Annotated in this window: 25 protein-coding genes; 12 read left to right on the top strand and 13 right to left on the bottom strand. The window is 70.6% G+C overall.

Annotated elements, in window-relative coordinates; genetic code table 11:
- Positions 1-52: 52 nt before the first annotated feature.
- The 4 genes from FM051_RS27345 (at position 53) to FM051_RS27330 (ending at position 3270) form a co-directional block, all read left to right on the top strand.
- Complete coding sequence (locus FM051_RS27345; RefSeq protein WP_158848224.1) at positions 53-1156, top strand: LacI family DNA-binding transcriptional regulator; 1104 nt, start codon at positions 53-55, stop codon at positions 1154-1156.
- 219 nt (positions 1157-1375) lie between these two features.
- Positions 1376-1867: a beta-class carbonic anhydrase gene (locus tag FM051_RS27340; RefSeq protein WP_158848223.1), complete on the top strand. Its 492-nt coding sequence runs from the start codon at positions 1376-1378 to the stop codon at positions 1865-1867.
- 34 nt (positions 1868-1901) lie between these two features.
- Positions 1902-2771 (top strand): HhH-GPD family protein, encoded by an 870-nt coding sequence (locus FM051_RS27335; protein ID WP_158848222.1) that lies wholly within the window; start codon positions 1902-1904, stop codon positions 2769-2771.
- Between the two features lies 1 nt (position 2772).
- Entirely contained in the window at positions 2773-3270 is a 498-nt protein-coding gene (locus FM051_RS27330) for a 2'-5' RNA ligase family protein (RefSeq protein ID WP_158848221.1), read from the top strand.
- Here the strand turns inward: FM051_RS27330 and FM051_RS27325 are convergent.
- Positions 3219-3965: an alpha/beta fold hydrolase gene (locus tag FM051_RS27325; protein ID WP_158848219.1), complete on the bottom strand. Its 747-nt coding sequence runs from the start codon at positions 3963-3965 to the stop codon at positions 3219-3221. The genes FM051_RS27330 and FM051_RS27325 overlap by 52 nt on opposite strands.
- 17 nt (positions 3966-3982) lie before the next feature.
- Between FM051_RS27325 and FM051_RS27320 the strand changes: the two genes are divergently transcribed.
- From FM051_RS27320 to FM051_RS27310, 3 genes are read left to right on the top strand one after another with little or no spacing between them, the layout of a single operon-like run.
- Positions 3983-5458: a M1 family metallopeptidase gene (locus FM051_RS27320; RefSeq protein WP_158848217.1), complete on the top strand. Its 1476-nt coding sequence runs from the start codon at positions 3983-3985 to the stop codon at positions 5456-5458.
- Between the two features lie 29 nt (positions 5459-5487).
- Positions 5488-5796, top strand: a complete 309-nt coding sequence (locus FM051_RS27315; RefSeq protein ID WP_158848215.1) for an antibiotic biosynthesis monooxygenase family protein — start codon at positions 5488-5490, stop codon at positions 5794-5796.
- Positions 5797-5807: 11 nt separating this feature from the next.
- A complete protein-coding gene (locus FM051_RS27310) occupies positions 5808-6605 on the top strand; it encodes an SIR2 family NAD-dependent protein deacylase (protein WP_202919050.1) in 798 nt (265 codons plus the stop codon).
- Here the strand turns inward: FM051_RS27310 and FM051_RS27305 are convergent.
- Both FM051_RS27305 and FM051_RS27300 read right to left on the bottom strand, forming a co-directional pair.
- Positions 6577-7548: an endonuclease/exonuclease/phosphatase family protein gene (locus FM051_RS27305; RefSeq protein WP_158848213.1), complete on the bottom strand. Its 972-nt coding sequence runs from the start codon at positions 7546-7548 to the stop codon at positions 6577-6579. The two genes, FM051_RS27310 and FM051_RS27305, sit on opposite strands and share 29 nt — an antisense overlap.
- A 140-nt stretch (positions 7549-7688) precedes the next feature.
- Positions 7689-10250 carry an ATP-dependent Clp protease ATP-binding subunit gene (locus tag FM051_RS27300; RefSeq protein WP_158848211.1) on the bottom strand — a complete coding sequence of 854 codons (2562 nt, stop codon included), beginning with the start codon at positions 10248-10250 and terminating at the stop codon, positions 7689-7691.
- 339 nt (positions 10251-10589) lie between these two features.
- Between FM051_RS27300 and FM051_RS27295 the strand changes: the two genes are divergently transcribed.
- Positions 10590-11405 carry a (2Fe-2S)-binding protein gene (locus FM051_RS27295; RefSeq protein WP_158848209.1) on the top strand — a complete coding sequence of 272 codons (816 nt, stop codon included), beginning with the start codon at positions 10590-10592 and terminating at the stop codon, positions 11403-11405.
- Positions 11406-11591: 186 nt separating this feature from the next.
- On the opposite strand, the gene FM051_RS27290 is transcribed toward FM051_RS27295, so the two are convergent.
- The 5 genes from FM051_RS27290 to lysS form a co-directional block, all read right to left on the bottom strand.
- Entirely contained in the window at positions 11592-12461 is an 870-nt protein-coding gene (locus tag FM051_RS27290) for an ABC transporter ATP-binding protein (protein WP_158848207.1), read from the bottom strand.
- On the bottom strand, positions 12458-13525 hold the full coding sequence (locus FM051_RS27285) for a FecCD family ABC transporter permease (RefSeq protein WP_158848205.1): 1068 nt from the start codon (positions 13523-13525) through the stop codon (positions 12458-12460). Before FM051_RS27285 ends, FM051_RS27290 begins: the two co-directional genes overlap by 4 nt.
- A complete protein-coding gene (locus FM051_RS27280) occupies positions 13522-14511 on the bottom strand; it encodes a FecCD family ABC transporter permease (RefSeq protein WP_420803627.1) in 990 nt (329 codons plus the stop codon). Before FM051_RS27280 ends, FM051_RS27285 begins: the two co-directional genes overlap by 4 nt.
- A 276-nt stretch (positions 14512-14787) precedes the next feature.
- Complete coding sequence (locus tag FM051_RS27275) at positions 14788-15135, bottom strand: histone-like nucleoid-structuring protein Lsr2 (RefSeq protein ID WP_053715841.1); 348 nt, start codon at positions 15133-15135, stop codon at positions 14788-14790.
- Between the two features lie 114 nt (positions 15136-15249).
- A complete protein-coding gene (gene lysS / locus FM051_RS27270; protein WP_158848203.1) occupies positions 15250-16761 on the bottom strand; it encodes a lysine--tRNA ligase in 1512 nt (503 codons plus the stop codon).
- 61 nt (positions 16762-16822) lie between these two features.
- Between lysS and FM051_RS27265 the strand changes: the two genes are divergently transcribed.
- Positions 16823-17581 (top strand): class I SAM-dependent methyltransferase, encoded by a 759-nt coding sequence (locus FM051_RS27265; RefSeq protein WP_238412681.1) that lies wholly within the window; start codon positions 16823-16825, stop codon positions 17579-17581.
- A 166-nt stretch (positions 17582-17747) separates the two neighbouring features.
- Here FM051_RS27265 and FM051_RS27260 read toward each other — a convergent pair whose 3' ends face one another.
- From FM051_RS27260 to FM051_RS27240, 5 genes are all read right to left on the bottom strand, one after another.
- The gene (locus FM051_RS27260; protein WP_158848200.1) at positions 17748-18533 is read right to left on the bottom strand and encodes a type III pantothenate kinase; all 786 of its coding nucleotides are present in this window, start codon (positions 18531-18533) and stop codon (positions 17748-17750) included.
- Between the two features lie 11 nt (positions 18534-18544).
- Entirely contained in the window at positions 18545-19045 is a 501-nt protein-coding gene (gene panD, locus FM051_RS27255; protein WP_158848198.1) for an aspartate 1-decarboxylase, read from the bottom strand.
- A 10-nt stretch (positions 19046-19055) separates the two neighbouring features.
- Positions 19056-19946, bottom strand: coding sequence for a pantoate--beta-alanine ligase (gene panC / locus FM051_RS27250; RefSeq protein ID WP_158848196.1), 891 nt, complete (start codon positions 19944-19946; stop codon positions 19056-19058).
- A gap of 6 nt (positions 19947-19952) precedes the next feature.
- The gene (locus FM051_RS27245; RefSeq protein ID WP_158848195.1) at positions 19953-20837 is read right to left on the bottom strand and encodes a Rossmann-like and DUF2520 domain-containing protein; all 885 of its coding nucleotides are present in this window, start codon (positions 20835-20837) and stop codon (positions 19953-19955) included.
- 91 nt (positions 20838-20928) lie between these two features.
- Entirely contained in the window at positions 20929-22101 is a 1173-nt protein-coding gene (locus FM051_RS27240) for a PrsW family intramembrane metalloprotease (protein ID WP_158848193.1), read from the bottom strand.
- Positions 22102-22131: 30 nt separating this feature from the next.
- On the opposite strand from FM051_RS27240, the gene FM051_RS27235 reads away from it, so the two are divergent.
- The 3 genes from FM051_RS27235 (at position 22132) to FM051_RS27225 (ending at position 24751) form a co-directional block, all read left to right on the top strand.
- Complete coding sequence (locus FM051_RS27235; RefSeq protein ID WP_158848191.1) at positions 22132-23088, top strand: SAM-dependent methyltransferase; 957 nt, start codon at positions 22132-22134, stop codon at positions 23086-23088.
- Between the two features lie 74 nt (positions 23089-23162).
- Positions 23163-23609 (top strand): DUF1203 domain-containing protein, encoded by a 447-nt coding sequence (locus FM051_RS27230; RefSeq protein ID WP_158848189.1) that lies wholly within the window; start codon positions 23163-23165, stop codon positions 23607-23609.
- Between the two features lie 77 nt (positions 23610-23686).
- The gene (locus tag FM051_RS27225) at positions 23687-24751 is read left to right on the top strand and encodes an NADH-quinone oxidoreductase subunit D (RefSeq protein ID WP_158848187.1); all 1065 of its coding nucleotides are present in this window, start codon (positions 23687-23689) and stop codon (positions 24749-24751) included.
- Position 24752 lies beyond the last annotated feature (1 nt).

The raw sequence follows: 24752 nt of genomic DNA, 5'->3' as shown, positions 1-24752 counted from the left end.
ACGCCCGTCACCCCCACTTCTGTAATTGGTTCTGAACCGTTACGGTCACTTCATGGCGCGGTCGATGCATGTGCGACGCCCCGCGACGCTCGCCTCACTGGCGGCGGAGCTGGGTGTTTCCCGGACAACGGTGTCCAACGCGTACAACCGTCCCGACCAGCTCTCGCCAGAGCTGCGACGCCGGGTGTTGGAGACAGCTAGACGACTCGGGTACCCGGGGCCCGACCCGGTTGCCCGTTCACTGCGGACCAGGAAGGCCGGTGCGGTGGGCCTCCTGCTCACCGAGAACCTGTCCTACGCGTTCCGCGACCCGGCGGCGATCGGGTTCCTCGAAGGGTTGGCGCTCGCGTGCGAGGACGCCGGGACCGGGCTGCTGCTCGTGCCGGCGAACCCGGAGCGCGAGGACGTGGCGGCCGTGCACCGGGCGGGGGTGGACGGTTTCGTGGTGTATTCGGTGCCCGACGACGACCCGCACCTGGCCGCGGTGCTGGAACGGCCGGTGCCGACCGTCGTGTGCGACCAGCCCGACCTCGACAACGTCGACCGCGTCGGCATCGACGACCAGGCGGCCATGCACGCGTTGGCGCAGCACCTGATCTCGTTGGGGCACCGGCGGGTCGGCGTGGTGTGCATGAGGTTGGCGCGGGACCGGAACGACGATTTCGTGACGCCGGAACGTCAGCAGGCGGCGCACTTCCACGTGCAGCGGGCCCGGTTGGCGGGGCTGGCGCAGGCGTTCGCGTCGGTCGGCGTCGAGTGGGCCACCGTGCCGGTGGCGGAGCGGTTCGACCACACCATGGCGTCCGGCGCTTCGGCGGCGGCGCAGGTGCTGGAGCGCGACCCGCAGATCACGGCGCTGATCTGCACGTCGGACATACTGGCTCTCGGTGCTCTCGGCGAGGTCCAGCGGCGGGGCCTGCGCGTGCCGGCCGACATCACGGTCACCGGCTTCGACGGCATCCGCGAGGCCGAGCAGGCAGGCCTGACGACGGTGCGGCAGCCGGTCCTGGAAAAGGGCCGTGCGGCGGGCAAACTCCTCCTCGACTCGGCCGAGCGCACCCGTCCCCGAGCCGTGACCCTGTCCACCGAACTGGTCCTGGGCGCCACCGCCGCCTCCCCCCGCGGCACCGCCGAGGAACGCTGGTTCGGCCCGTGACCACGCACTGACCGCAAACGCCGAGCAGGGTCCCCGCCGTAAAGGGGGCCCCTGCTCGGCCAGGTGGCTGCGGTCATCGGCGGATGAACGCGCCCGGCCGAGGCTGCCGGGATCGTGGCGAACGATGCGGCGAACGTGAGTGAACGTGATGCTCGTCCGATTCTCTTGCCCGACATGCGGGACCCGGGTTCCAATCCCAGAGAACACGGGAGGTGCGCGATGACCGCGATCGATGAGCTGCTCCGCCGAAACGCCGAACTGGGCAACATCGTCCCCGGCGACCGTTCCTCACCACGTCCCTCGATGCACGTGACGATCCTGACCTGCATGGACTCGCGCATCCGGGTGTTCGAGATCTTCGGCCTCAAGCAGGGTGAGGCGCACGTGCTGCGCAACGCGGGCGGCGTCGTCACCGACGACATGATCCGTTCGCTGGCGCTGAGCCAGCGCAAGCTCGGCACCCGCGAGGTGCTGCTGGTGCACCACACCAACTGCGGCCTGGAACTGGTCACCGAGGACGCCTTCAAGGACGAGCTGGAGCAGGACTCCGGTATGCGGCCGACGTGGTCGGTCGAGGCGTTCCGCGAGGCCAAGGACAGCGTCCGCGGCTCGATGAACCGGGTCCGGCACAGCCCCTTCCTGCCGCACCGCGACAACGTGCGCGGGTTCGTCTACGACGTGCACACGGGTGAGCTGACCGAGGTGATCTGACCCGCGGCACGGTCGTGGGAGACTGGTCGGCGCTATGAGCCTGGACGCCGAGCTCCTCCTCGACTGGTTCGCCGACACCGCCCGTGACCTGCCCTGGCGACGGCCGGAGTGCACGGCGTGGGGTGTGCTGGTCAGCGAGATCATGTTGCAGCAGACCCCCGTCGCACGGGTCGAACCCGTCTGGCACGAGTGGCTGGCCCGGTGGCCGACGCCGTCGGCGATGGCGGAGGCGAGCCAGGGCGACGTCCTCCGCGCCTGGGGCAAGCTCGGCTACCCGCGCCGCGCGCTCCGCCTGCACGCCGCCGCGCAGGCCATCGCCGAGCAGCACGGCGACGTGGTCCCGCAGGACGTGGACACGTTGCTCGCCCTGCCGGGCATCGGCGCGTACACGGCACGGGCGGTCGCGGCGTTCGCCTACGGGCAGAAGTGCCCGGTCGTCGACACGAACGTCCGGCGGGTCGTGGCACGGGCCGTGCACGGCGCGGGTGACGCGGGCCCGCCGTCCACGACCAAGGACCTCCGGGACGTCGAGGTCCTCCTCCCCGACGAGCACGCCGCCGTCTACTCGGCCGCGTTGATGGAACTGGGCGCCCTCGTCTGCACGGCCCGCGCACCGAAGTGCGCCGACTGCCCGGTGTTCGACGCCTGCGCGTGGCAGCTCAACGGCCGCCCGGCGTACGACGGCCCGGTCAAAGCGGTGCAGAAGTTCGCGGGCACCGACCGCCAGGTGCGCGGCCTGCTGCTGGACGTGCTGCGCGGCACCAGCGAACCGGTGGCGAAGACCCGGCTCGACGTCGTCTGGTCGGACGCGGGCCAGCGGGACCGGTGCCTGCACTCGCTCCTCGTCGACGGCCTGGTCGAGCAGACGCAAGACGGCCTGTTCGCGCTGCCCGGGGAGCACTGACGTGCACGCGCTCGTGGTGTTCTTCGACGCGGAGGCGGACAACGCGGTGCGCGGCCTGTGGCGGCGGATCGGCGCGCGGTCCGAGCTGCCACCGCACCTGACCTACGCGGCGGCGGGCGCGATCGGGCCGAAGGTGCGCGCCGAGCTGCGCGAGGACCTGTCCCGGCTCTGGCTACCGGACGTGTGGCTGCACACGCTCAGCGCCACCGAGAACACCCTTCAGCTGGGCGCCGTCGTGGACAGCGAGCTGCTGGCCGTCCACTCGGCCGTGCACGACGTGCTCGCGGGCCGGGTGAAGCACCCGAACGCCCAGCACCTGCCGGGCAACTGGGTACCGCACTGCACGCTGTTCAACGGCGAGGACGCCGACGTGAAGACGGCCTTCGCCGAACTGCACCCGATCACGCCGATCCGCGCCAAGACCAGGGAGATGGCGATCGTGGACACTCAGACCGGCGCGATCGACCCGCTCAGGAACGCCTCCACCGCACCCCGGTAGACCTCCGGCGCCTCGTCGTGCACCACGTGCCCGGACTCGGGCACGACCAGGTGCCACGCCCCGGTCCGCCGCGCCACCTCGGCCATCTGCCCGGCCCGCAACCCGCCCCGCCCGGCCTCGATCACCAGCATCGGGCACCGGATTGCATCCACGAAGTCCCAGTACGCCCGCTCGCCCCACTCGGCGGCGATCTCGTACAGGTCGGGCAGCCGCGCGATGAGGTGCCAGCCGTCCTCCCGTTCCTCGAACATCTCCTCCACCCGCGGCACGTCCACCACCGACCGCACGTGCGCCAAGGACTGGAACGGCACCGGCCACGCGTCGAAGTACCACTTCCACTCGTCGATCGTGCGGCCCCGGTTGTCCGGCACCACGTCCTCGACCACGACCGCGCGCACGAGATCGGGCCGGGTCGCGGCGAGCGCCCACGCGTGCAGCCCGCCCATGGAGTGCCCGATCACCACCGCGGGCGCGAGGTCGAACCGCTCGATCACGGCCGCCGCGTCGGCGACGAAGTCCTCGGTCCGGAACGGTCCCCGCACCGGGTTGCGGCCGTGCCCGCGCGCGTCCGGCGCCACCACCCGGCCGTAGGGCTCGAGCCACCGCGCGACCGTCCACCACGTGCTCGCCCGGCTCATCAGGCCGTGGAGCAGCAGGATGCCCTGCCCGGATCCCCCGAACTCCGCAACACTCATGCGTGCATCATGTCGGCATGGCCATCAGCCCCAAGGCACGCCCGTACCTGCTCATCCTCACCCTGGTGCTGGTGGCCGCCGGGATCCTGGTGGCCAGACTGCCGCAGGACGAGCAGGCCGCGGCGCCCGCCACGACCGGCGCGACGACCCCGCCGGTGGTGAACGCCGAGGGCGGTGACGGCGCGGGTGACGCGTACTACCCGAAGGACGGCAACACCGGCTACGACGTCAGCGGCTACGACGTGTCGATCAGCTACGACCCGACGTCCAAGCGGCTGGACGGCGTCGCGAAGATCACCGCCAAGGCGACCGCCGACCTGTCCCGGTTCAACCTCGACCTGTACGAGCTGGAGGTCACCAGCGTCGACGTCGGCGGGACGAAGGCGGCGAGCTTCGAGCGGCAAGGCGACCACGAGCTGGTCGTCGTGCCCGGACGCGCGTTGCGCAACGGCGAGGAGTTCACCACCACGGTCGCCTACGGCGGGCAGCCGACCGTGGTGGAGGACCGGGCGCTCGGCCGCAGCGGGTGGCAGATCTCCACGACCGGCGGCGCGTTCGCGGCCGGCGAGCCGCACTCGGCCACCACCTGGTTCCCGGCCAACGACACCCCGCGCGACAAGGCGACGTTCTCGTTGACCGCGCGGGTCCCGGAGGGCTGGTCGGTGGTCTCCAACGGCGTCGAGCAGGGCTCGACCAGCGCGGACGGCTGGACGTCGTTCCGCTGGGCCGCCGAAGAACCGATGGCCACCTACCTGACCACGATCGCGATCGACAAGTGGACGATCGAGCGGTCCACCCTGCCCGACGGCACGCCGGTGGTGGACGCCTACGCGCCGGGCGCGCAGAACGGCCGCCAACACCAGGAGCGGCTGCCGGAGGTCCTCGCGTTCCTGTCCGAGAAGTTCGGGCCCTACCCGTTCGAATCGGCGGGCGGGATCTTCCTGGCCGACAACATCGGGTTCTCGCTGGAGACCCAGACCCGGCCGATCTACGCCGGGTGGGCCGATCTGGACACCGTCGTGCACGAGAACGCGCACCAGTGGTTCGGCGACTCGGTGACGGTGGAGAACTGGGCCGACATCTGCCTCAACGAGTGCTTCGCCAGCTACGCCCAGTGGCTGTGGGACGAGGCTCAGGGGAACGTCGACCTCGACAGCCTGTACCACGCCGAGATCGAGCGGACCGGCGACCGGGACACGTACTGGGGCCGCAAGCTCTACGACATGGGCCGCGGCAACGAGTTCCGCGGCGTCTACGACAAGGGCCAGCTCGCGCTGCACGCGTTGCGCCGCCAGGTCGGCGACCAGGCGTTCGACCAGGTCCTCAAGGGCTGGACGGCCAAGCACCGGGACGGCAACGCGTCGTGGCCGGAGTTCGAGGCGCACGTGGAGCAGGTCTCGGGGCAGGATCTGGACGCCTTCTTCGCCGCGTGGTTCCGGGGCGACGAGGTGCCCGCCGACGAATACCTGTACCCGGGCTCGCTGCGCCGTTAGCGCGGCCGTCCTGCGGTAACGTCGGGGTCATGGCGGTTGTGAAGATCAATGCGATCCACGTTCCCGACGGCTCGGGCCCGGAACTGGAGAAGCGGTTCGCCGCGCGGCTCGGCGCGGTCGACTCCGAGCCCGGTTTCCTCGGCTTCCAGCTCCTGCGGCCGGTCAAGGGTGACGACCGGTACTTCGTGGTGACGCAGTGGGAGACCGAGGAGGCCTTCCAGAACTGGATGGGCGGCCGGGCCAAGGAGGCGCACTCGGGCGAGCGGGCCAAGCCGGTGGGCACCGGTTCGGACCTGCTGGAGTTCGAGGTCGTGCTCAGCTCCCAGCCCAAGCGCTGACAATCAGGGGGTTGTCTGAGGGTCTCGACCGCGCGGCGGAGCTGATCGAGGGCGCCGACGCGCTGCTGGTGTGCGCGGGCGCCGGGATGGGCGTCGACTCCGGCCTGCCGGACTTCCGCGGCGCCACCGGCTTCTGGCAGGCGTACCCGCCGTACGAACGGCTGGGGCTGCGGTTCGAGGAACTGGCCGACCCGGTGCACTTCGTGGAGGACCCGACGCTCGCGTGGGGCTTCTACGGGCACCGGCTCGACCTGTACCGCCGCACCGTGCCGCACGACGGCTTCCGCGTGCTCCGGGACTGGGGCGCGCGGGTGTTCACGTCGAACGTGGACGGCCAGTTCCAGCGGGCCGGGTTCACCGACGTGGCCGAGGTGCACGGCTCGATCCACCACCTGCAGTGCGTGGAACCGTGCACGGACGACGTGTGGCCCGCCGACGACATCGCGGTGCACGTGGACCCGGAGTCGATGCGCGCGACCGGGTCGCTGCCGTCGTGCCGCAACTGCGGTGGCCTGGCCAGGCCGAACATCCTCATGTTCGGCGACTGGTCGTGGATCGCGGGACCGTCGCAGAAGGCGTTGGACGCGCTGGTGGAGTGGCGGCGCGCGCACCGGAACCTCGCCGTGATCGAAGTCGGCGCGGGTCTCGCGGTGCCGACCGTGCGCCGTCAGGCGGAGCTGGCCAGTGCCGCCTCGGGCGCGCTGATCAGGATCAACCCGCGTGAGCCGGAGGTCCGGCACGGGCGCGGGGTGTCGCTGCCCATGGGCGCGCTCGAAGCGATCACCGAGCTGGCACGACGAATCGGCTGACGACGGCCCGGTGGTCCGAGCCTGGGATGTCGACCACGGCGAACGTGTCCACCGGGCACCGGCTGTCCACCAGCACGTGGTCGATGGCCACCGGCGGCGGCCACAGCGCGCCGGACGGCCACGTCGGGTTCAGGCCTTCGCCGACCTGGTCGGCCGCGTCCACGTAACCGTCGTTGAGGAGCCGGCGCATGCCGACGTGGTCGAGGGTGGCGTTGAAATCGCCCGCCAGCACCCGCACCGGTCCGTTGATCTCCCGTTTCGGCAGGCCCGCCATGTCGCGCTGCCAGTTCTCCGGCCCGGCGGCGACCACCGGCGGCATCGGGTGCACGGACAGGATCTCCAGGTCGTCACCGGGCAGGTCGACCAGCGCGCCGGCCTGGCGCAACTTGCTGGGCGGCGTGAGCGTGCGCGGGAACAGCGGGTAGCGGGACGCGATACCGGAACCGGACCCGCCCGGTTCGTCCAGGAAGTGCCGGTACGGCAGCACCTTCCCGAGGCCGGCGCGTTCGAAATCGCGCACCATCGCGGGCGTCAGCTCCTGGAGGGCCAGCACGTCGACGTCGTGCGCCCTCACGGCCGCCACCACCGCCTCCGCCTCGGCCTTGCCGACCAGCAGGTTCGCCGCCATCACGGTGACGTCCTGGCCGACGCCCACCGGGCGTGAATCGGGGAACGCCCGCGGCGCGACGGCCGCCACCAGCACCACCGCGACCAACAACGTGACGAGGCCGACCACCCAACGTCTCAGGAGCAGCGCGAGCGCGCCCAACACGACCCCGGCCGCCGTGAAGTACGGCGTGAGGGCGGTCGTGGCGAGCATGTGCCGGCTGCCGTCGATCCCCAGCAGCCGGGTGCACGCGGCGAGAACGAACGCGATGGCCGCCACCACCAGCAGGAACGTCGTCCCGCCGCGCCTGGTGCGGCGTTCCTCGATGTCGACCACGACACCCAGTCTGCCCGAAACGGAGGTATCGCTGACGGCGTGCGCACGACCGCGTGCGCCCCGCACCGACCCCGGACACGCGAAGCGCCCCCCGGAGAACCGGGGGGCGCTTCGACTCGGGGTCGTTCAGCCGTCAGGCGTCAGGCGGACTCGGAGTCCGACTCGCCACCGGAGTCGCCACCTGCGGACGACGCGAGGTCGACCGGCGGAGCGTCCGGCACGCGGAGCGGCTTGGCCTCACCGCGGAACACGAAGTGCGCCTTGTCGTCGGCCTCGGACTCGCCGTCCCAGCCCGCGACGTCGGTGATGATGATCTGGCCGGGCTGGATCTCCCCGAACAGGATCTTCTCCGACAGCTGGTCCTCGATCTCCCGCTGGATCGTGCGACGCAGCGGCCGCGCGCCCAGCACCGGGTCGAACCCGCGCTTGGCCAGCAGCATCTTCGCGCGATCCGTGAGCTCGATCGCCATGTCCTTGTTCTTCAACTGCGTCTCGACGCGGGCGATCATCAGGTCCACCATCTTGATGATCTCGTCCTGCGTGAGCTGGTGGAAGACGATGATGTCGTCGATGCGGTTGAGGAACTCGGGCCGGAAGTGCTTCTTCAGCTCGTCGTTGACCTTGTTCTTCATGCGCTCGTAGTTGGACGCGGTGTCCTGACCCGAGGTGAAGCCGAGGCCGACGGCCTTGCTGATGTCCGACGTGCCCAGGTTGGACGTGAAGATGATGACGGTGTTCTTGAAGTCCACCGTCCGGCCCTGACCATCGGTCAGGCGGCCGTCCTCCAACACCTGGAGCAGCGTGTTGTAGACCTCCTGGTGCGCCTTCTCGATCTCGTCGAACAGCACCACCGAGAACGGCTTGCGGCGCACCTTCTCGGTGAGCTGGCCGCCCTCTTCGTAGCCGACGTACCCGGGAGGGGCACCGAACAGGCGCGACGCCGTGTAGCGGTCGTGGAACTCGCCCATGTCGATCTGGATCAGGGCGTCGTCCTCGCCGAACAGGAAGTTCGCCAGCGCCTTCGACAGCTCGGTCTTACCCACACCGGACGGGCCGGCGAAGATGAACGAGCCCGACGGGCGCTTCGGGTCCTTCAGACCCGCCCGGGTGCGGCGGATCGCCTGGCTGACCGCCTTGACGGCGTCGACCTGGCCGATGATCCGCTTGTGCAGCTCGTCCTCCATGCGGAGCAGACGCGTGGTCTCCTCCTCGGTGAGCTTGAACACGGGGATGCCGGTCCAGTTCGCCAGCACTTCGGCGATCTGCTCGTCGTCCACCTCGGCGACGACGTCGAGGTCGCCGTCCTTCCACTGCTTCTCCCGCTCGGCCTTCTGGCCGAGCAGCGTCTTCTCCTGGTCGCGGAGCTTCGCGGCGCGCTCGAAGTCCTGCGCGTCGATCGCGGACTCCTTGTCCCGGCGCACGTCGGCGATCTTCTCGTCGAACTCGCGCAGGTCCGGCGGCGCGGTCATCCGGCGGATGCGCATCCGCGCGCCCGCCTCGTCGATCAGGTCGATCGCCTTGTCCGGCAGGAACCGGTCGTTGATGTACCGGTCGGCCAGGGTGGCGGCGGCGACCAGCGCGGAGTCGGTGATCGAGACGCGGTGGTGCGCCTCGTACCGGTCACGCAGACCCTTGAGGATCTCGATCGTGTGCTCCAGCGACGGCTCGCCGACCTGGATCGGCTGGAACCGGCGCTCCAGGGCGGGGTCCTTCTCGACGTACTTGCGGTACTCGTCGAGGGTGGTCGCGCCGATGGTCTGGAGCTCGCCCCGGGCCAGCATGGGCTTGAGGATCGACGCGGCGTCGATCGCGCCCTCGGCGGCACCCGCACCCACCAGGGTGTGGATCTCGTCGATGAACAGGATGATGTCGCCGCGCGTGCGGATCTCCTTGAGCACCTTCTTCAGGCGCTCTTCGAAGTCACCGCGGTAACGCGAGCCCGCGACCAGCGAACCCAGGTCCAGCGTGTAGAGCTGCTTGTCCTTCAGCGTCTCGGGCACCTCGCCCTTGACCACCATCTGGGCCAAGCCCTCGACCACGGCGGTCTTGCCCACGCCGGGCTCGCCGATCAGGACCGGGTTGTTCTTGGTGCGGCGGGACAGCACCTGCATGACCCGCTCGATCTCCTTGGTGCGCCCGATCACCGGGTCGAGCTTGCCCTCCCGCGCGCTGGCGGTCAGGTTGCGCCCGAACTGGTCGAGGACCAGGGACGAGGACGGGGTGCCCTCACCGCGGCCGCCGGACTCGGCGGGCTCCTTGCCACCGGAGTAGCCGGACAGGAGCTGGAGAACCTGCTGGCGCACCCGGTTGAGGTCCGCGCCGAGCTTGACCAGCACCTGCGCGGCGACGCCTTCGCCCTCGCGGATCAGGCCGAGCAGGATGTGTTCCGTGCCGATGTAGTTGTGTCCGAGCTGCAGCGCTTCGCGCAGTGACAGCTCGAGCACTTTCTTTGCGCGCGGGGTGAAGGGGATGTGGCCGGATGGGGCCTGCTGGCCCTGGCCGATGATCTCTTCGACCTGCTGGCGGACGCCCTCCAGCGCGATCCCCAACGACTCCAGCGCCTTGGCGGCGACACCTTCACCCTCGTGGATCAACCCCAAGAGGATGTGTTCGGTGCCGATGTAGTTGTGGTTGAGCATCCGGGCCTCTTCTTGGGCCAGGACAACCACCCGCCTCGCGCGGTCGGTGAACCTTTCGAACATTCGCACTCCCTGACTGCTGCGCCGGCGGTCCTCGGGCTCACCCCTGGCCGACCGTCTGGCTGACCGTGGAGAGCGCGGCACCGTGGGACCACTGTAGTCGCCAGGCCCGACACTCCCAGTCCCCGATCGCAGGCAGTGGTCTTCGGGGATCTCTGACATCGGTATCAACGCGTGATCTGCCTGGCAGATTCCACGGATCGGGTGCTGTCCGCTCAGCGCGAACATTCAACCGTTTGGCGATTCCGGGGTGACCGGAGTCACCGCTACGGTGCGAGTTAGGCAAACCTCGGTAAGGTTAGGCAAGCCTCAACCACTCGAACCGACGAGGACCTTCTGGCCATGACCGTACCGGCGAAGGTGACCGTGTGCGACGTGACAACGGACGTGACGACGCCCGTCGCCGAGTCCGTCCGGCGGGCTGCCGCGCTGTCCGCGGGCTTCGAGGTGCGGTTCGGTCTGCCGGCCGATCGGGACGACTGGGTCCTGTGCTCGGAGTTCATCGGTGAGCCGGAGCGGTTCGACGTGTGGCGCAAGCAGCTGGCCGAGTGGCTGCGCGAGCAGTACGGCGAGGCGCCCGACCGCACCACCGCCGGGTATGTGATGAGTTGGTACCTCAACGTGGTCGGCGTGCTGGGCGGGCTGTTGTTCCACACGGCGCGGCGGGTGCCGTCGCTGCGGCCCTCCGACGTGGCGATCAGGCTGGCGCCCGAGGGTCGGCCGCACGCGGTCGGCGTGGCGCTGCTGTCGGACGAGTTCGCGTGCCTGCCGGACGACCCGGCGGGCAACCACCCGGCGGCGACCGCGGTGGCCGACGAGACCGCGTTGGCGGCGTTGCTGAGGGCCCGGTTCGCGGCGCACAGCGCGCAGTTCGTCGGCTCGTTCGGGCCGACCGTGCGGCTGGGGCGGCGGATGCTGTGGGCGGCGGCCACGGACGCCCTGGACGGTGCGGCGTGGACGGCGGGCCGGTTGGCCGGTGACGAGACGGCGGGCGTGATGGACTCGGCGCTGTTGCTGCCGGCCAAGCTGGACCCGTTCACCTCGGCGTCCACCCTGAAGGCCACGGACACAGGTTGGACCCGGCGCCGGGAGAGCTGCTGCTTCCACTTCGTGCTGCCGAACGCCGAAGCCTGCACCACCTGCCCCCGCGTCTGCTGACCCCACCCGAACCCGAGAGTCGAACCCTCACGTCCCGAGAGTCGAACGTTCAGGTAGGCCGAGTTCAACACTCAGGTTCCGGCCACACCGCGTCCTGAGCGTTGAACTCACCGCACCCGAGCGTTCGACTCTCGGCGCCTGAGCGTTCGACTCTCGTGCTCTGAACGTAGGACTCTCGCGTGTGTCCTACGTTCGCGGCGGGTGTGTCCTACGTTCGCGGCGGGTCTGCATCGGACGCTTCGCGTGCGATTCATCGAACGCTGCGCGTTCGAGGTGGCCGATGGGGATGACGAGTGGGGTGCCGGCTACGGGGTCGGTCACGACTCTCGCGTCCAGGCCGAAGACCTCCAGGAGGTTCGGCTCGGTCAGGACGTCCGCAGGCGGGCCCTCGACGACGATTCGGCCGTCCTTCATCGCCACCAGGCGCTCGGCGTAGCGGGCGGCCAGGTTGAGGTCGTGCAGGACCATCACCACGGTCCGGCCGTGCTCCCGGTGCAGCCGCTGCACGAGGTCCAGCACGTCGATCTGGTGGGCCAGGTCCAGGTAGGTCGTCGGCTCGTCCAGCAGGAGCAGGTCGGTGCCCTGGGCCAACGCCATGGAAATCCACGCACGCTGCCGCTGACCGCCGGACAGCTCGTCCACGGTCCGCTCGCTCAACTCCGCCATGCCCGTCATCTTCAGTGCCGCCGTCACGGCCTCCTCGTCGTCCGGCGACCACTGCCGGTACCAGGCCTGGTGCGGGTGCCTGCCGCGCGCCACCAGCTCGGCCACGGTCAGCCCCTCGGGCGCCTGCGGCGACTGGGGCAGCATCGCCAGCACCTTCGCCACCTCACGGGTGGGTGTGCGGTCGATGCGCTTGCCGTCCAGCACCACCGCGCCGGCCCGAGCGGGCAGCAGCCGCCCCAAAGCACGCAGCAACGTCGACTTGCCGCACCCGTTGGGCCCGATCACCGCCGTCACCGACCCGGCGAGCACGTCCAGGTCGAGGTCGGACACCACCAGCCGCTCCCCGTACCCGACGGACAGCGACTGGGTCTGGAGCCGAACAGCGGTCATACCCGTGCCTCCCGGCGACTGCGGACGAGCAGGTACATCAGATAAGGCGCGCCGAGCACCGCGGTCACCACGCCGACCGGCAGTTCGAACCCGCCGAACGCCAGCCGCGCGACCAGGTCCGACACCACGACCAGCAGCCCGCCGACGACGGCCGACCCGAGCAGCGGCGGCGTGGCGGTGCCAGCCAGCCGCAACGCGATCTGGGGTGACGCCAGCGCCACGAACGCGACCGGACCGGCGGCGGCCGTCGCCACGGCGGCCAGCACGACGGCCAACAGCAGCATCACGCTGCGCGCGCCGTTGAGCCGCACCCCGAGCCCGCGCACGGTGTCGTCGTCGAACTGCAGGGCTCCGAGCAGCCGGGTCCCGACCAGGGCCGCCGGGATCAGCAGCGCCAGCGCCAACCCGACCGGCACGACGTGCTCCCACCCGCGCCCGTTGAGGCTGCCGGTGATCCACACCATCACCCGCGCCGCATCGGTGACGTCACCGACGGTCAGCAGGTAGTGGGTGAAGTTGCCGGCCACCGCCGAGATGCCGATGCCCACGAGCACCAGCCGGAAGCCCTCGATCCCCCGCCGCCACGCCAGCCCGTAGACCAGGAGCCCGGCCAGCAGCCCGCCGGCCAGGCTCGCCAACGGCACCCCGACCCGCGCCATCGTCCCGTCCACCGCGCCGAGCGTCCCGGCGAACGTGATCACGCTGACCGCGCCCGCCCCCGCACCCCACGTGACGCCCAGGATGTCCGGGCTGGCCAACGGGTTGCGCGCGATCGACTGGAACACCGCGCCCGCCACACCGAGCGCCGCGCCGACGAACAGGCCGGTCAACGCCCTGGGCAGGCGCAGGTCGAGCACGATGAACCGCTGCCCGCGCTGCCCGCCGCCCAGGAGCACGTCGAACACCTGCCCCAACGGGATCGGGAAGTCACCGCGCGCGACGCTCACCGCCGCCGCGAGCACCAGCAGCCCCAGCCCGACGACCACGACGACGAACGGCCGCCACCGCAGCGGCCCGGACACCGGTCCGAGTCGGAACCCCGTGGACCCCGTGGACCCCGTCACAGCTTCACCAGCTTCCGCCGCCGCACCAGGGCGATGAAGAACGGCGCGCCGACCAGCGCCATCACCACGCCGACCTCCAGCTCGCCCGGCCTGGTCACCACGCGTCCGACCACGTCCGCGACCAGCAGCACGATCGCCCCGATCACCCCTGAGAACGGCAGCAGCCACCGGTAGTCCGGCCCGGTCAGCGCCCGCGCCGCGTGCGGCACGACCAGCCCGAGGAACCCGATCGGCCCGCACACCGCCACCGCGCCGCCCACCAGCAACGTGGTCGCGACGACACCCACGACCCTGGTCAACGCCACCCGCTGCCCCAACGACCGCGCCACGTCGTCACCGAGCGCCAGCGCGTTCAGCCCGGCCGCGTTGAACGCCGCCAGCACCAGCCCGAGCACCAAAAACGGCAGCACCTGCCACAGCACCGCGAGGTCACGTCCGGCGATCCCGCCGACCTGCCAGAACCGGAACGCGTCGAGGCTCTGCCGGTCGAGCAGCACCAGCGCGGCCACCAGCCCCTGCATGAGCGCGCTGACCGCCGCACCCGCGAGCGCCAACGTCACCGGAGTCGGCCCGGACCGCCCGGAACCGAGCAGGAACACCACGACGCTGGCCACCAGCGCACCGGCGAACGCGAACCACACGTACCCGTAAAGACTCGTCACGCCCAGCGTGAAGATCGACAGCACGACCGCGAACGCCGCACCCTGCGTCACGCCGAGGATGCCCGGATCGGCCAACGGGTTGCGGGTGTGCCCCTGCATCAACGCGCCGCCGATGCCCAGCGCGATGCCCACGGCGACGCCGAGCAACGTGCGCGGCACCCGCAATTCGCGGACCACGAGGTCGTTCTCCAGCCCGGTCGAGGCCGTCAGCGCGTGCCAGACGTCACCGAGCGGGATGTCCTTCGCACCGATGGCCACGCTCGCGAGAGCGACCAGGACGAGGAGCCCGACGAGCAGGAACAAGCGGGTGCTGCGGAGGGCCAAAATGCTGCTCCTCCCGCGGCAGCCCGACTTGGGTGAGGCGAGCCTAACCGAATGCGCGGGGGTGATCGCCGGGCACGCTCCGTGCCGCCGAACGGTCGAACGGAAGATCCCCGAACCGCACCCGGAACACCCCGGAACGGTCCGTGGAAAGGATCATCGTTTCGCGGAGAGCGGATCAGCGGGTCGGCAAAAACAACCGAGGGGCACCGGACGAATCCGGCGCCCCTTCGTCGATTGACGTAATTGCCGTGGCCTGCGCCACGTCAATGACTCCCGTCAGCCCTGCTGGTGGTAAGCCTCCAGCACCTCGGCCGGGATGCGCCCGCGATCGGACACCTTCATGCCCTGCTTGCGCGCCCACTCCCGAATGGCCTGGTTCTGCTCTCGATCAGCCGAAGCCGGACGAGCTGCCTTCACACCGGCCGGACGACCCGGGCCGCGCTTGCGGCCGCCCGCCTTGCGGGCACTGGCGACGAAGTCGGCGAGAGCGTCGCGGAGCCTGCCCGCATTGCTCGCAGAAAGGTCGATCTCGTAGGACACACCGTCCAATCCGAAGCCGACCGTCTCCTCGGCCTTCCCACCGTCCAGGTCATCGACCAGGGTCACGGTGACCTTCTGCGCCATGCGTATCCTCCTGGACTCGAATGCGCGGTGTTCCCCGACCGCGACCTAAAGCATTGGCGAGTGCAGGTTAGCGCACAACTCCCGGAATGCGCCGCCCGGAGTCCCAGAAGTTACTCATTCAGGTCGCACGAGGGGGAACAGGATCGTCTCCCGGATACCGAGACCCGTGAGAGCCATCAGCAGCCGGTCGATGCCCATTCCCACGCCACCGCTCGGTGGCATTCCGTACTCCAGCGATCGCAGAAAGTCTTCATCGACCGGCATGGCCTCGACGTCACCGGTGGCGCCAAGGCGTGCCTGGGCTTCCAACCGCTCCCGCTCGACCACCGGGTCGACCAGTTCCGAGTATCCCGTGGCCAACTCGAAACCGCGCACGTACAGGTCCCACTTTTCAGCGACACCCGGCCGGCTGCGGTGCTGACGGGTGAGCGGCGAGGTCTCCACCGGGAAATCGCGCACAAACGTGGGCGCGTGCAGGGTGTCGCCGACCAGGTGCTCCCACAGCTCCTCGACCAGCTTGCCGTGCCCGGTCTTCGGGTCCGTCTCCAGGCCGTGCTTGTCCGCGAGCTTGCGCAGGTGTTCCGAAGAAGTTTCAGGTGTGACGTCTTCACCGACCGCGTCGGACAACGAGTCGTACATGCTCAACGTGGTCCACTCGCCGCCGAGGTCGTACTCGGAACCGTCGACCAGCGTTACCACGTGCGAACCGGCGACCGCCAGCGCGGCCTCCTGGATCAGCTCCCGGGTCAGCACCGCGTTCGTGTCGTAGGTGGCGTACGCCTCGTAGTACTCCAGCATGGAGAACTCCGGCGAATGCGACGAGTCCATGCCCTCGTTGCGGAAGTTGCGGTTGATCTCGAAGACCTTCTCGATACCGCCGACCACGCACCGCTTCAGGTACAGCTCCGGCGCGATCCGCAGGAACAGGTCGATGTCGAGCGCGTTCGAGCGGGTGACGAACGGCCGGGCGGTCGCGCCACCCTGCAACGTCTGCAACATCGGCGTCTCGACTTCGATGAAACCGCGCCGGTGGAACGACTCCCGCAACGAGCGCACCACGGTCGCCCTGTTGCGCACCGTGTTCCGCGCCTGCTCGCGCAGGATCAGATCCACGTACCGCTGGCGAATGCGGGTTTCCTCGGCGAGTTCCTTGTGCGCGACCGGCAACGGGCGCAACGCCTTCGCCGTGATGGCCCACCGGTCGGCCATCACGGACAGTTCGCCGCGGCGGGACGTGATGACCTCGCCGTGCACGAATACGTGGTCGCCCAAGTCGACGTCGGACTTCCATTCGCCGAGCGCCTGCTCGCCGACACCGGCCAGGCTCAGCATGGCCTGCAGTTCGGTGCCGTCGCCTTCGCGCAGCGTGGCGAAGCACAACTTGCCGGTGTTGCGGATGAACATGACCCGGCCGGTCACACCGACGACTTCGCCGGTCGCCGTGTCGGGCTCCAGTCCCTGATGCGCTTCGCGCACCTCGCGCAACGTGTGCGTGCGTGGTACTTCGACCGGATAGGGATCGACACCGCGTTCCAGCAGTCGCGCCCGCTTCTCCCGGCGCACCCTCAGCTGCTCGGGGAGATCGTCGTCGCTGGTCGCGGAACCGGTCGCTGGCTGCTCACTCACAACAGGAAGGGTACGGAAAGACCGCTCGGGAAAACGAACCGGATCTCACTAGGGTGTGCGTGTGACGGGAGATGACTTGCGGGCGCGGCGGGCGAACTCCTTCGGAGCGCACGCCTCGGCTTACGCGGAACACCGACCGGACTACCCGATCGAGGCCATCCGGTGGGCGCTGGAACCGTTGGGCGAGGGGCCGCACCACGTGCTCGACCTCGCCGCGGGCACCGGCAAGCTGACCGGCGGTCTGCTCGCGGAGGGCCACCAGGTGACGGCTGTCGAGCCGGACGAGGGGATGCTCTCGGAGCTGGTGCGCCACCACGGGGCGGCACGCGCGCTGCCCGGCAGCGCGGAGCGGATCCCGGTGCCGGACGGCACGGTCGACGCGGTCGTGGTCGGGCAGGCGTTCCACTGGTTCGACACCGAGCGGGCGATGCCGGAGATCGCGCGCGTGCTGCGGCCGGGCGGTGTGCTGGCCGCGATGTGGAACGGCTTCGACGAGTCGGTGCCGTGGGCCGTCGAGTTCGACGAGTCGGGCGCGTCGAGCGCCAGCGCGAAGGGCGTGTACGGCGACGTGCCGGAGCACGAGCTGTTCGGCAGCAGGTCCGAGCGGCGGTTCGCGCACTCGCACCGGCGCACCGCCGAGTCGCTGGTGGCCACCATCAACACGCACTCGCACGTCCTGGTGATCCCGGAGGAGGAACGGGCCGAGCTGAACGCGCGACTGCTCGCGTTCCTCAAGTCCCGTCCCGAAACCGCCGAGGGCGAATTCGACTACCCCCTGGTGACCTTGGTGCAGCGCGCGGTGTGCACCAAGCCCGCTTGACCACCTCGCGAGGTCGCCGTCGATCGTTCGCGACTCATTTTCCGGCGATCACGCTTTTCGATCGTCGGAAAATCAGGCGCGAGCGGTCTGCCCCCGCGGAGCGGCGGATCGACTACAGCCCGGGCGACCGAGCCGCCGTCTGCGGAGCAGCGGCCATCCAACACAGTCACTTCATATTGCGCTCGAACACCAACCGCAGGCCCAGCAGCGTCAGATCCGGCACGTGCGCCTGGATGGTGGCCGACTCGGTCACCACCAGGGGCGCGAGACCGCCGGTGGCGATGACCGTCACCGGGCCCGGCTCGCTGAGTTGGAGTTCGTCCACGATCCGTCTCACCAGACCGTCCACCTGGCCGACGAACCCGTAGACGATGCCGGACTGGAGGCATTCCACGGTGTTCTTGCCGATCACCGACCGGGGTCGCACCAGTTCGACCTTGCGCAGCTGCGCGGCACGTGCCGCGAGCGCGTCCACGGAGATCTCGATCCCCGGTGCCAGCGCGCCGCCCAGGAACTCGCCCTTGGCCGAGATCACGTCGAGGTTCGTGGACGTGCCGAAATCCACGACAACGCACGCCGTGCTGTGCAGGTGGTGCGCGGCCAACGTGTTGATCACCCGGTCGGAGCCCACCTCCTTGGGGTTGTCCACCAGCAGCGGCACGCCGGTCCGCACGCCCGGCTCGACCAGCACCTTCGGCACGGTCGAGTAGTACCGGCCGAGCATCACGCGCAGTTCCCGCAGCACCGCGGGCACGGTGGACAGCGCCGAGATGCCGGTGATCTTGTCGGCGTACTCGCCGAGCAGGCCGCGCATGGTCAGCGCCAGCTCGTCGGCGGTCATCCGGGCGTCGGTGCGCATCCGCCAGTCGCGGATGAGCGCGGCGGAGTCGCCCGTGCCGTCGTAGAGGCCCAGGACGATGTTGGTGTTGCCGACGTCGATGGCGAGCAGCACTGCGGAACCCCCTAGTCCTCGGCCTGGATCAACGCGTCCAGCGCCGCCGCGTCCTCGGTCTCCGCCGACACCGGCTCCGGCTGCGCCTGGGCCGGTTTCTGGACCGTCGTCGACCCGCTGACCAGCCCGGAGCCCTCCGGAGCACGGGCCGGGTCGGCGCCGAGGTCGACCACCTTGTTGTCGGCGTCGACGAACACCACCTTCGGTTCGTACACCCGTGCCTCGGCGTCGTCCATCTGCCCGTAGGCGATGAGGATCACCAGGTCGCCCGGCTTCACCAGGTGCGCCGCCGCGCCGTTGATGCCGATCACGCCGGTGCCGCGCTCGCCGGGGATCACGTAGGTCTCCAGGCGCGCGCCGTTGGTGACGTCCACGATCGCCACCTGCTCGCCGGCGAGCAGGTCGGCGGCCTCCATCAGGTCCTCGTCCACCGTGACCGAGCCGACGTAGTGCAGGTCGGCCTGGGTGACGGTGGCCCGGTGGATCTTCGACTTGAGCATGGTGCGGAACATCGCGGTCCCCTTACTCGTCACCGGTGCCGAGCAGCACGGCGGTGTTGTCGATCAGTCGGGTGGAGCCGACGCGGGCGGCCACCAGCAGGCGGGCGTCGCCGTTCTCCGGCGCCGGACCGAGGTCGGGCGCGCGCAGCTCCAGGTAGTCGAGGTCGACGCCGGGCACCGCGGCGAGGGTGTCGCGCGCGGCCTTGAGCACGGCGTCCGCGCCCTGGCCGCTGACGTACGAGCCCGCCACCAGAGCGGCGGACAACGCGGTCGCGGCGGAGCGCTCCTCGTCGGACAGGTAGCGGTTGCGCGAGGACAGCGCCAGGCCGTCCGGCTCGCGCACGGTCGGCACGCCGACCACGTCCAGCGGGAAGTTCAGGTCGCGCGCCATCCGGTGGATCAGGGTGAGCTGCTGGTAGTCCTTCTCGCCGAACACCGCGTAGGTGGGCTGCACGATGTTGAACAGCTTGGCGACCACCGACAGCACGCCGGTGAAGTGGCCGGGCCTGGTCCTGCCCTCCAGCTCGTCGCCGAGCGGGCCGGGATCGACCGTGACGGTGCTGCCGGGCAGGTACATGTCGTCGACCGACGGCGCGAACACCAGGCCGACGCGTTCCGCGCGGCAGATGTCCACATCGGACTCGAAGCTGCGCGGGTAGCGGTCGAAGTCCTCGTTCGGGCCGAACTGCTTGGGGTTCACGAAGATGGAGACGACGACCACGGTGTTCTGCATGACGTGCGCTTCGCGGATCAGCTGCCGGTGGCCCTCGTGCAGCGCGCCCATGGTCGGCACCAGGGCGATGTTGCGACCCGCCGCCTTCAACGCCCTGGTGACGCGGCGCAGCCGCTCCGGGTCGCGGTGCACCGTCACGTCGTTCGGCGCGTAGTCGTCCTTGGTGAGCGGCTTGGTCATGCCTGTTCAGTCCTCGAGGGTGGTGCGGACGTCGGACGCCAGTTCGGGCTTGAGCAGCCCGGCGGCCTGTGCGCGCGCCGCGGTGCGGAGCGCGAGAACCCGGTACGCGGGCAGGGTGTCCTGGTCGGCGAGCACGGCCAGGTGCTTGGCCACGGTGCCCGCGTCGCCGCGTGCGACGGGGCCGGTGAGGGCGCGGTCGCCGTGCCGCAGGGCGTTGTCCAGCGCGGCGGACAGCAGCGGGCCGAGCATCCGCTCGGCGTCCTGGATGCCCGCGCCGCGCAGCAGGTCCGCGCAGTCGGCGACCAGGGTGATCAGGTGGTTCGCGCCGTGCGCGAGGGCGGCGTGGTAGAGCGGGCGGACGGCCTCGGGGATGCGCACCGGTTCGGCGGACATCTCCACCACCAGCGCCTCGCCCACGTTCCAGGCGATCTCGTCGCCGTCGGCCGCGGTGACGCCGACCGAGCAGGCGTTCATCCGCTGCACGTCCTCGACACGGCCGGTGAACGTCATGACGGGGTGCAGCGCCACGCACAGCGCGCCCAACCCGGCGGCGGGCCGGAGCACTCCGACGCCCTGCGCGCCGCTGGTGTGCACGACGATCTGCCCGGCGCGCAGCGAACCGGTGGCGACGAGGCCGCGGACCAGACCCGCCAGCTCGTCGTCGGGCACGGCGAGCAGCACCAGGTCGGCGGAGGCGGCGACGTCCGGCGGCGGCAGCACCGGCACGTCCGGCAGCAGGTCTTCGGCGCGGCGGAGGGAGTCGCGGGAGACGGCGGCGACAGCGCTCACGACGTGCCCCGCTCGGGACAGCGCGGCACCCAGCACCGAACCCACCCGGCCTGCCGAGATCACTCCCACGGCCAGCCGCGCGGGGCGGGGGGTCGCGTCCATGCGACGTACTCCTTCAGGCGGCGTTCCAGGCCCTGATGCGCGGGTACCGGACGACGGGCGCGAGCGTAATCCGGTGCGTCGGGATCAGCGCTCAACTGCGACGAACGCCACCCGCGGCCTTCAACGCACCCGGCGCGTCGACCGCGGCCTGGCGTGCGGCGATGAGGGCTTCGAGCAGCTTCGTGTGACGCTCTTCGGCGTCCTGACCAGCGGTTCCGTTTTCGATGCGGTGCCGCAGGAACGCCAGTTCGGTGGCCGCCACCTGGTAGCCCGCGACCGCCTTCGCGGCCTCGTCACCGGCCTTGCGCCGCACCAGGCGCCGCCACCGGCTGCGGCCCTGCAGGCTCGCCAGCAGGGTGACCTCGCTGGAGGCGATCCACTTGTTGGCCGCCATGGTCGGCAGCTGGCCGGCGACGATCCGCTGCTCCCGGCGGCGCTGCCAGACCACCATGGACACCATGCCGGCGAAGATCGGCACCATGATCAGGAAGTACAGGTTGATGAAGGTCGAGCCGGTGCCGACGGTGGTGGAGAAGTTCCACAACGAGTGCAGGCCGGCCGCGGCGAGGTAGCCGAGGACCGGCGCGACGACCCGCAGCTTCCGGTTGGCGGTCATGGCCGCGATGCCGATGCCGATCCCGGTCATCGACGTGAACAGCGGGTGCGCGAACGGCGAGAGCACGCCGCGCAGGATGAACAGGGCGATCACACCGCTGCTGAGGTCGCCGAACCCGCTGTCGGAGAAGACCCGGGCGAAGTACCAGATGTTCTCGGTGAACGCGAAGCCCGCGGCCGTCACACCCGCGTAGACCACGCCGTCCACCACGCCGTCGAACTCCTGCCGGCGGCGCAGGAACAGGACCACGATGAACGCCGCCTTGGCGGCCTCCTCGGTGATCGGCGCGCCGATGACGGCGGCGAACGTGCTGCCGTCACCGCCGTCGATCAGCTGGCCGAGCACGTGGGCGGTCTGGTTGAACACCAGCGAGGTGATCGTCGCGCCGCACGCGCCCCAGATGAAGGCGAGGAGGAGGATCTTCGCCGGCTCCGGCTCCCACCGGTCGATCCACAGGTAGGCGCCGATCACCGCGAGGACGGGCAGCAGCGCGGCCAGCGCGCCGACCAGGATGGGCAGCAGGCCGATCTTGCTCGTGCCGAGGCCGAGGAGCACGAGCCCGGACACACCCAGCGCGATCAGGCCCACGACCGGGAGCAGGACGGTCCAGCGGTGCTGGTCGACGCGCTTGCGGGCGGGAGTGGTCACGGGGAGGAACCTTAAAGGGACACTTGACCGATGGTTGACTCGGAAGCCCTGTGGCGGGAGGCGCTGTACGGGCCGTCGGGGTTCTTCACGCGTGGGGCGGTGCCCGCCGACCACTTCCGCACCGCGCCCCTGGTGGGGCCTGAGCTGGCCGAAGCGCTGCTCGTGCTCCTCGATCGGGTGGATTTTGCGCTGGGACGTCCCGAGCGGCTGGACTTCGTGGACGTCGGGGCCGGTGGCGGGGAGCTGTCGGCGGCGGTGCGGTCGCTGGCGTCCGGGTCGCTGGCGGCGCGGTTGGTGGTGACGGCGGTGGACGTCGGGCCTGCCCGGACGGTGCCGGGTGTGCGGTGGACCTCGGCGTTGCCTTCGTCGGTGTGCGGGTTGTTGGTGGGGCACGAATGGCTGGACGCGGTGCCGTGTCCGTTGGTTACGGGCCCGTTATCCCATCCTTGGTTGGATCGGTGGTGGCCGGTCGGGGACGGGGAGAAGGCGGAGGTAGGGGCGCCGAGGGATGCGGCGTGGGCGGACGCGGTGTCGCGGGTGCGCGGTGCGGCGTTGGCGGTGGACTACGGGCACGTGCTGGCCGATCGGGTGGCCGGGCGGTACGCGTCGGGGACGTTCGCGGCCTACCGGGACGGTCGGCGGGTGGAGCCGGTGTTCGACGGGACCTGCGACCTGACCGCGCACGTGGCGCTGGACGCGTGCGCGGCAGCGGCCGGGGGTGATCGGGTGCTGGTCTCGCAACGGGACGCCCTGGCGGCGTTGGGGCTGGTGGGCAAGCTGGGCTCGGCAGGCTCGGCAGGCTCGGCAGGCTCGGTCGGTGTGGGCGGTTCGGTGGGTGCGGCTGATTGGTTGGCGTCGGCCGAGCGGGCGTCTCGGATCGCGGAGTTGCGGGCGGAGGGCGGGCTGGGGTCGTTCGGGTGGCTCCTGCACGGCGTGGGCGTGCCCGTGTCGTCCCTGCTGCCGCCGCTGCCCCCGTGGCGGCCGTGATCAACTCCTTGGCCCCTGTCTCCAGGGCTGAAGACCGCCGGCGGCGCCGCACCTCCCCGACCACGATCAGGCGCATGAGGATCCACGCGCTGCCCACCGACGTCCTGGAGCGGGCCCGCAAGCTGGCGGGCACGGACGAACACCACGAGTTGCACGCGGACTCCCCCGGCGCACCGCTGCGCTGCTGCCTGCGCAAAGCCGAGCCGGGCGAACCGGTGGTCCTTTTCCGCCACACCCCCACGGCGGGCACCGGACCGTACGAGGAACTCGGCCCCGTGTTCGCCCACGCCGACCCGTGCGACGGCCCGGCGAGCACGACGGAGTTCCCGGAAGCCTTCCGCCACGCGCCCCGAACCCTCCGCGCCTACACGGCCGACGGCCGCATCCACGACGGCGAAATCGCCCGACCGGAAGTCCTCACCGAAACCCTGACCAGGCTGTTCGACAATCCCGAGGTAGCCGAAATCCAGGTCCGAAGCGTCTCCCACGGCTGCTTCCTGTTCGCCGTCACCCGCGATTGAGCCGTCGCCCGATTCAGAGGCCGGCGGCCGGGTGGCGGGTTTCCGCGGGTCGGACGGGGGCGTGCGAGCATGAACGGGTGGAGATCACCGTTGGCGTTGGCGCCGGGGCGCGGCACCTCGGGGTGGATCGGGTGGTCGATCTGGGCCCCCTGCACCCGTCGGCGCACGGCGCCTACCGGTTGCGGCTGACGGTTCGCGACGACGAGGTCATCACCGCCGCCGAACCCCTGGTCGGGCACCTGCACCGGGGCGCGGAGAAGTTGTTCGAGGTCCGCGACTACCGGCAGGTCCTCACCCTCGCCAACCGGCACGACTGGCTCGCCGCCTTCTGCAACGAACTGGCCGTCGCCCTCGCCGTCGAGCGGATGACCGGCATGGACGTCCCGCCCCGCGCCCAAGCCCTGCGCGCCCTGCTGTGCGAGCTCAACCGGATCATGGCGCACCTCGTGTTCCTCGAACCGCTCACCGGCGCCCGCAACCGCGACGCCGTGCAAGCCGTGCTGGAGGAGGCGTCCGGCGGCCGGATCCACTTCATGTTCAACCGGATCGGCGGCCTGCGCGAGGACGTCCCCGCCGGCTGGACCGACCGGGTCCGCGAGGTTATGTCCACTGTGGACCCCGGTGAGCCGCCGGAGGGCTTGGCCGGGATCGGTGTGCTGGCACGGGATGCCGCGCTCGCGTTCGGCGTCACCGGGCCGATCGGTCGAGCGTCCGGAGTGGACTTCGACCTGCGCCGCGACGACCCGCTCCCCGGCTACCGGAACCTGGACGTCCGGCCCGTGGTCCGGACCGAGGGCGACGCGCTCGCCCGCGTCCGCTGCATGGTGGACGAGGTCCGCCAGTCCATCGCGCTCGCCCACCAGTGCCTGGACCAGCTGCCGACCGGCCCGGTGAACCTGCGGCTGCCCAAGGCGATCAAGGCGCCGGAAGGCTCGGTCTACACGTGGGTCGAGGCGCCGTTGGGCACTTCGGGCGTCCACCTGGCGTCGCGTGGCGAGAAGACCCCGTGGCGGTTGAAGCTGCGGACGCCGTCGTTCAACAACGTCCAGGCCCTGTCCGCGCTGCTGCCTGGCACCCGGGTCGCGGACCTGCCCGCGGTGCTCGGGTCGTTCGCCGTGGTCGTCGGCGATATCGACAAGTAGC

The sequence above is a fragment of the Saccharothrix deserti genome, assembly GCF_009769385.1.
Taxonomy (GTDB): Bacteria; Actinomycetota; Actinomycetes; order Mycobacteriales; family Pseudonocardiaceae; genus Actinosynnema; species Actinosynnema deserti.
The sequence above is the reverse complement of the archived record's forward strand: the minus strand, read 5'-3'. Positions and strand labels throughout refer to the sequence as shown.

Coding starts and splice junctions, on each gene's coding strand:
- FM051_RS27345 (WP_158848224.1), top strand. CDS start 53: ATGGCGCGGTCGATGCATGTGCGACGCCCCGCGACGCTCGCCTCACTG.
- FM051_RS27340 (WP_158848223.1), top strand. CDS start 1,376: ATGACCGCGATCGATGAGCTGCTCCGCCGAAACGCCGAACTGGGCAAC.
- FM051_RS27335 (WP_158848222.1), top strand. CDS start 1,902: ATGAGCCTGGACGCCGAGCTCCTCCTCGACTGGTTCGCCGACACCGCC.
- FM051_RS27325 (WP_158848219.1), bottom strand. CDS start 3,965: ATGAGTGTTGCGGAGTTCGGGGGATCCGGGCAGGGCATCCTGCTGCTC.
- FM051_RS27320 (WP_158848217.1), top strand. CDS start 3,983: ATGGCCATCAGCCCCAAGGCACGCCCGTACCTGCTCATCCTCACCCTG.
- FM051_RS27315 (WP_158848215.1), top strand. CDS start 5,488: ATGGCGGTTGTGAAGATCAATGCGATCCACGTTCCCGACGGCTCGGGC.
- FM051_RS27300 (WP_158848211.1), bottom strand. CDS start 10,250: ATGTTCGAAAGGTTCACCGACCGCGCGAGGCGGGTGGTTGTCCTGGCC.
- FM051_RS27295 (WP_158848209.1), top strand. CDS start 10,590: ATGACCGTACCGGCGAAGGTGACCGTGTGCGACGTGACAACGGACGTG.
- FM051_RS27290 (WP_158848207.1), bottom strand. CDS start 12,461: ATGACCGCTGTTCGGCTCCAGACCCAGTCGCTGTCCGTCGGGTACGGG.
- FM051_RS27275 (WP_053715841.1), bottom strand. CDS start 15,135: ATGGCGCAGAAGGTCACCGTGACCCTGGTCGATGACCTGGACGGTGGG.
- panD (WP_158848198.1), bottom strand. CDS start 19,045: ATGTTCCGCACCATGCTCAAGTCGAAGATCCACCGGGCCACCGTCACC.
- panC (WP_158848196.1), bottom strand. CDS start 19,946: ATGACCAAGCCGCTCACCAAGGACGACTACGCGCCGAACGACGTGACG.
- FM051_RS27245 (WP_158848195.1), bottom strand. CDS start 20,837: ATGGACGCGACCCCCCGCCCCGCGCGGCTGGCCGTGGGAGTGATCTCG.
- FM051_RS27235 (WP_158848191.1), top strand. CDS start 22,132: ATGGTTGACTCGGAAGCCCTGTGGCGGGAGGCGCTGTACGGGCCGTCG.
- FM051_RS27230 (WP_158848189.1), top strand. CDS start 23,163: ATGAGGATCCACGCGCTGCCCACCGACGTCCTGGAGCGGGCCCGCAAG.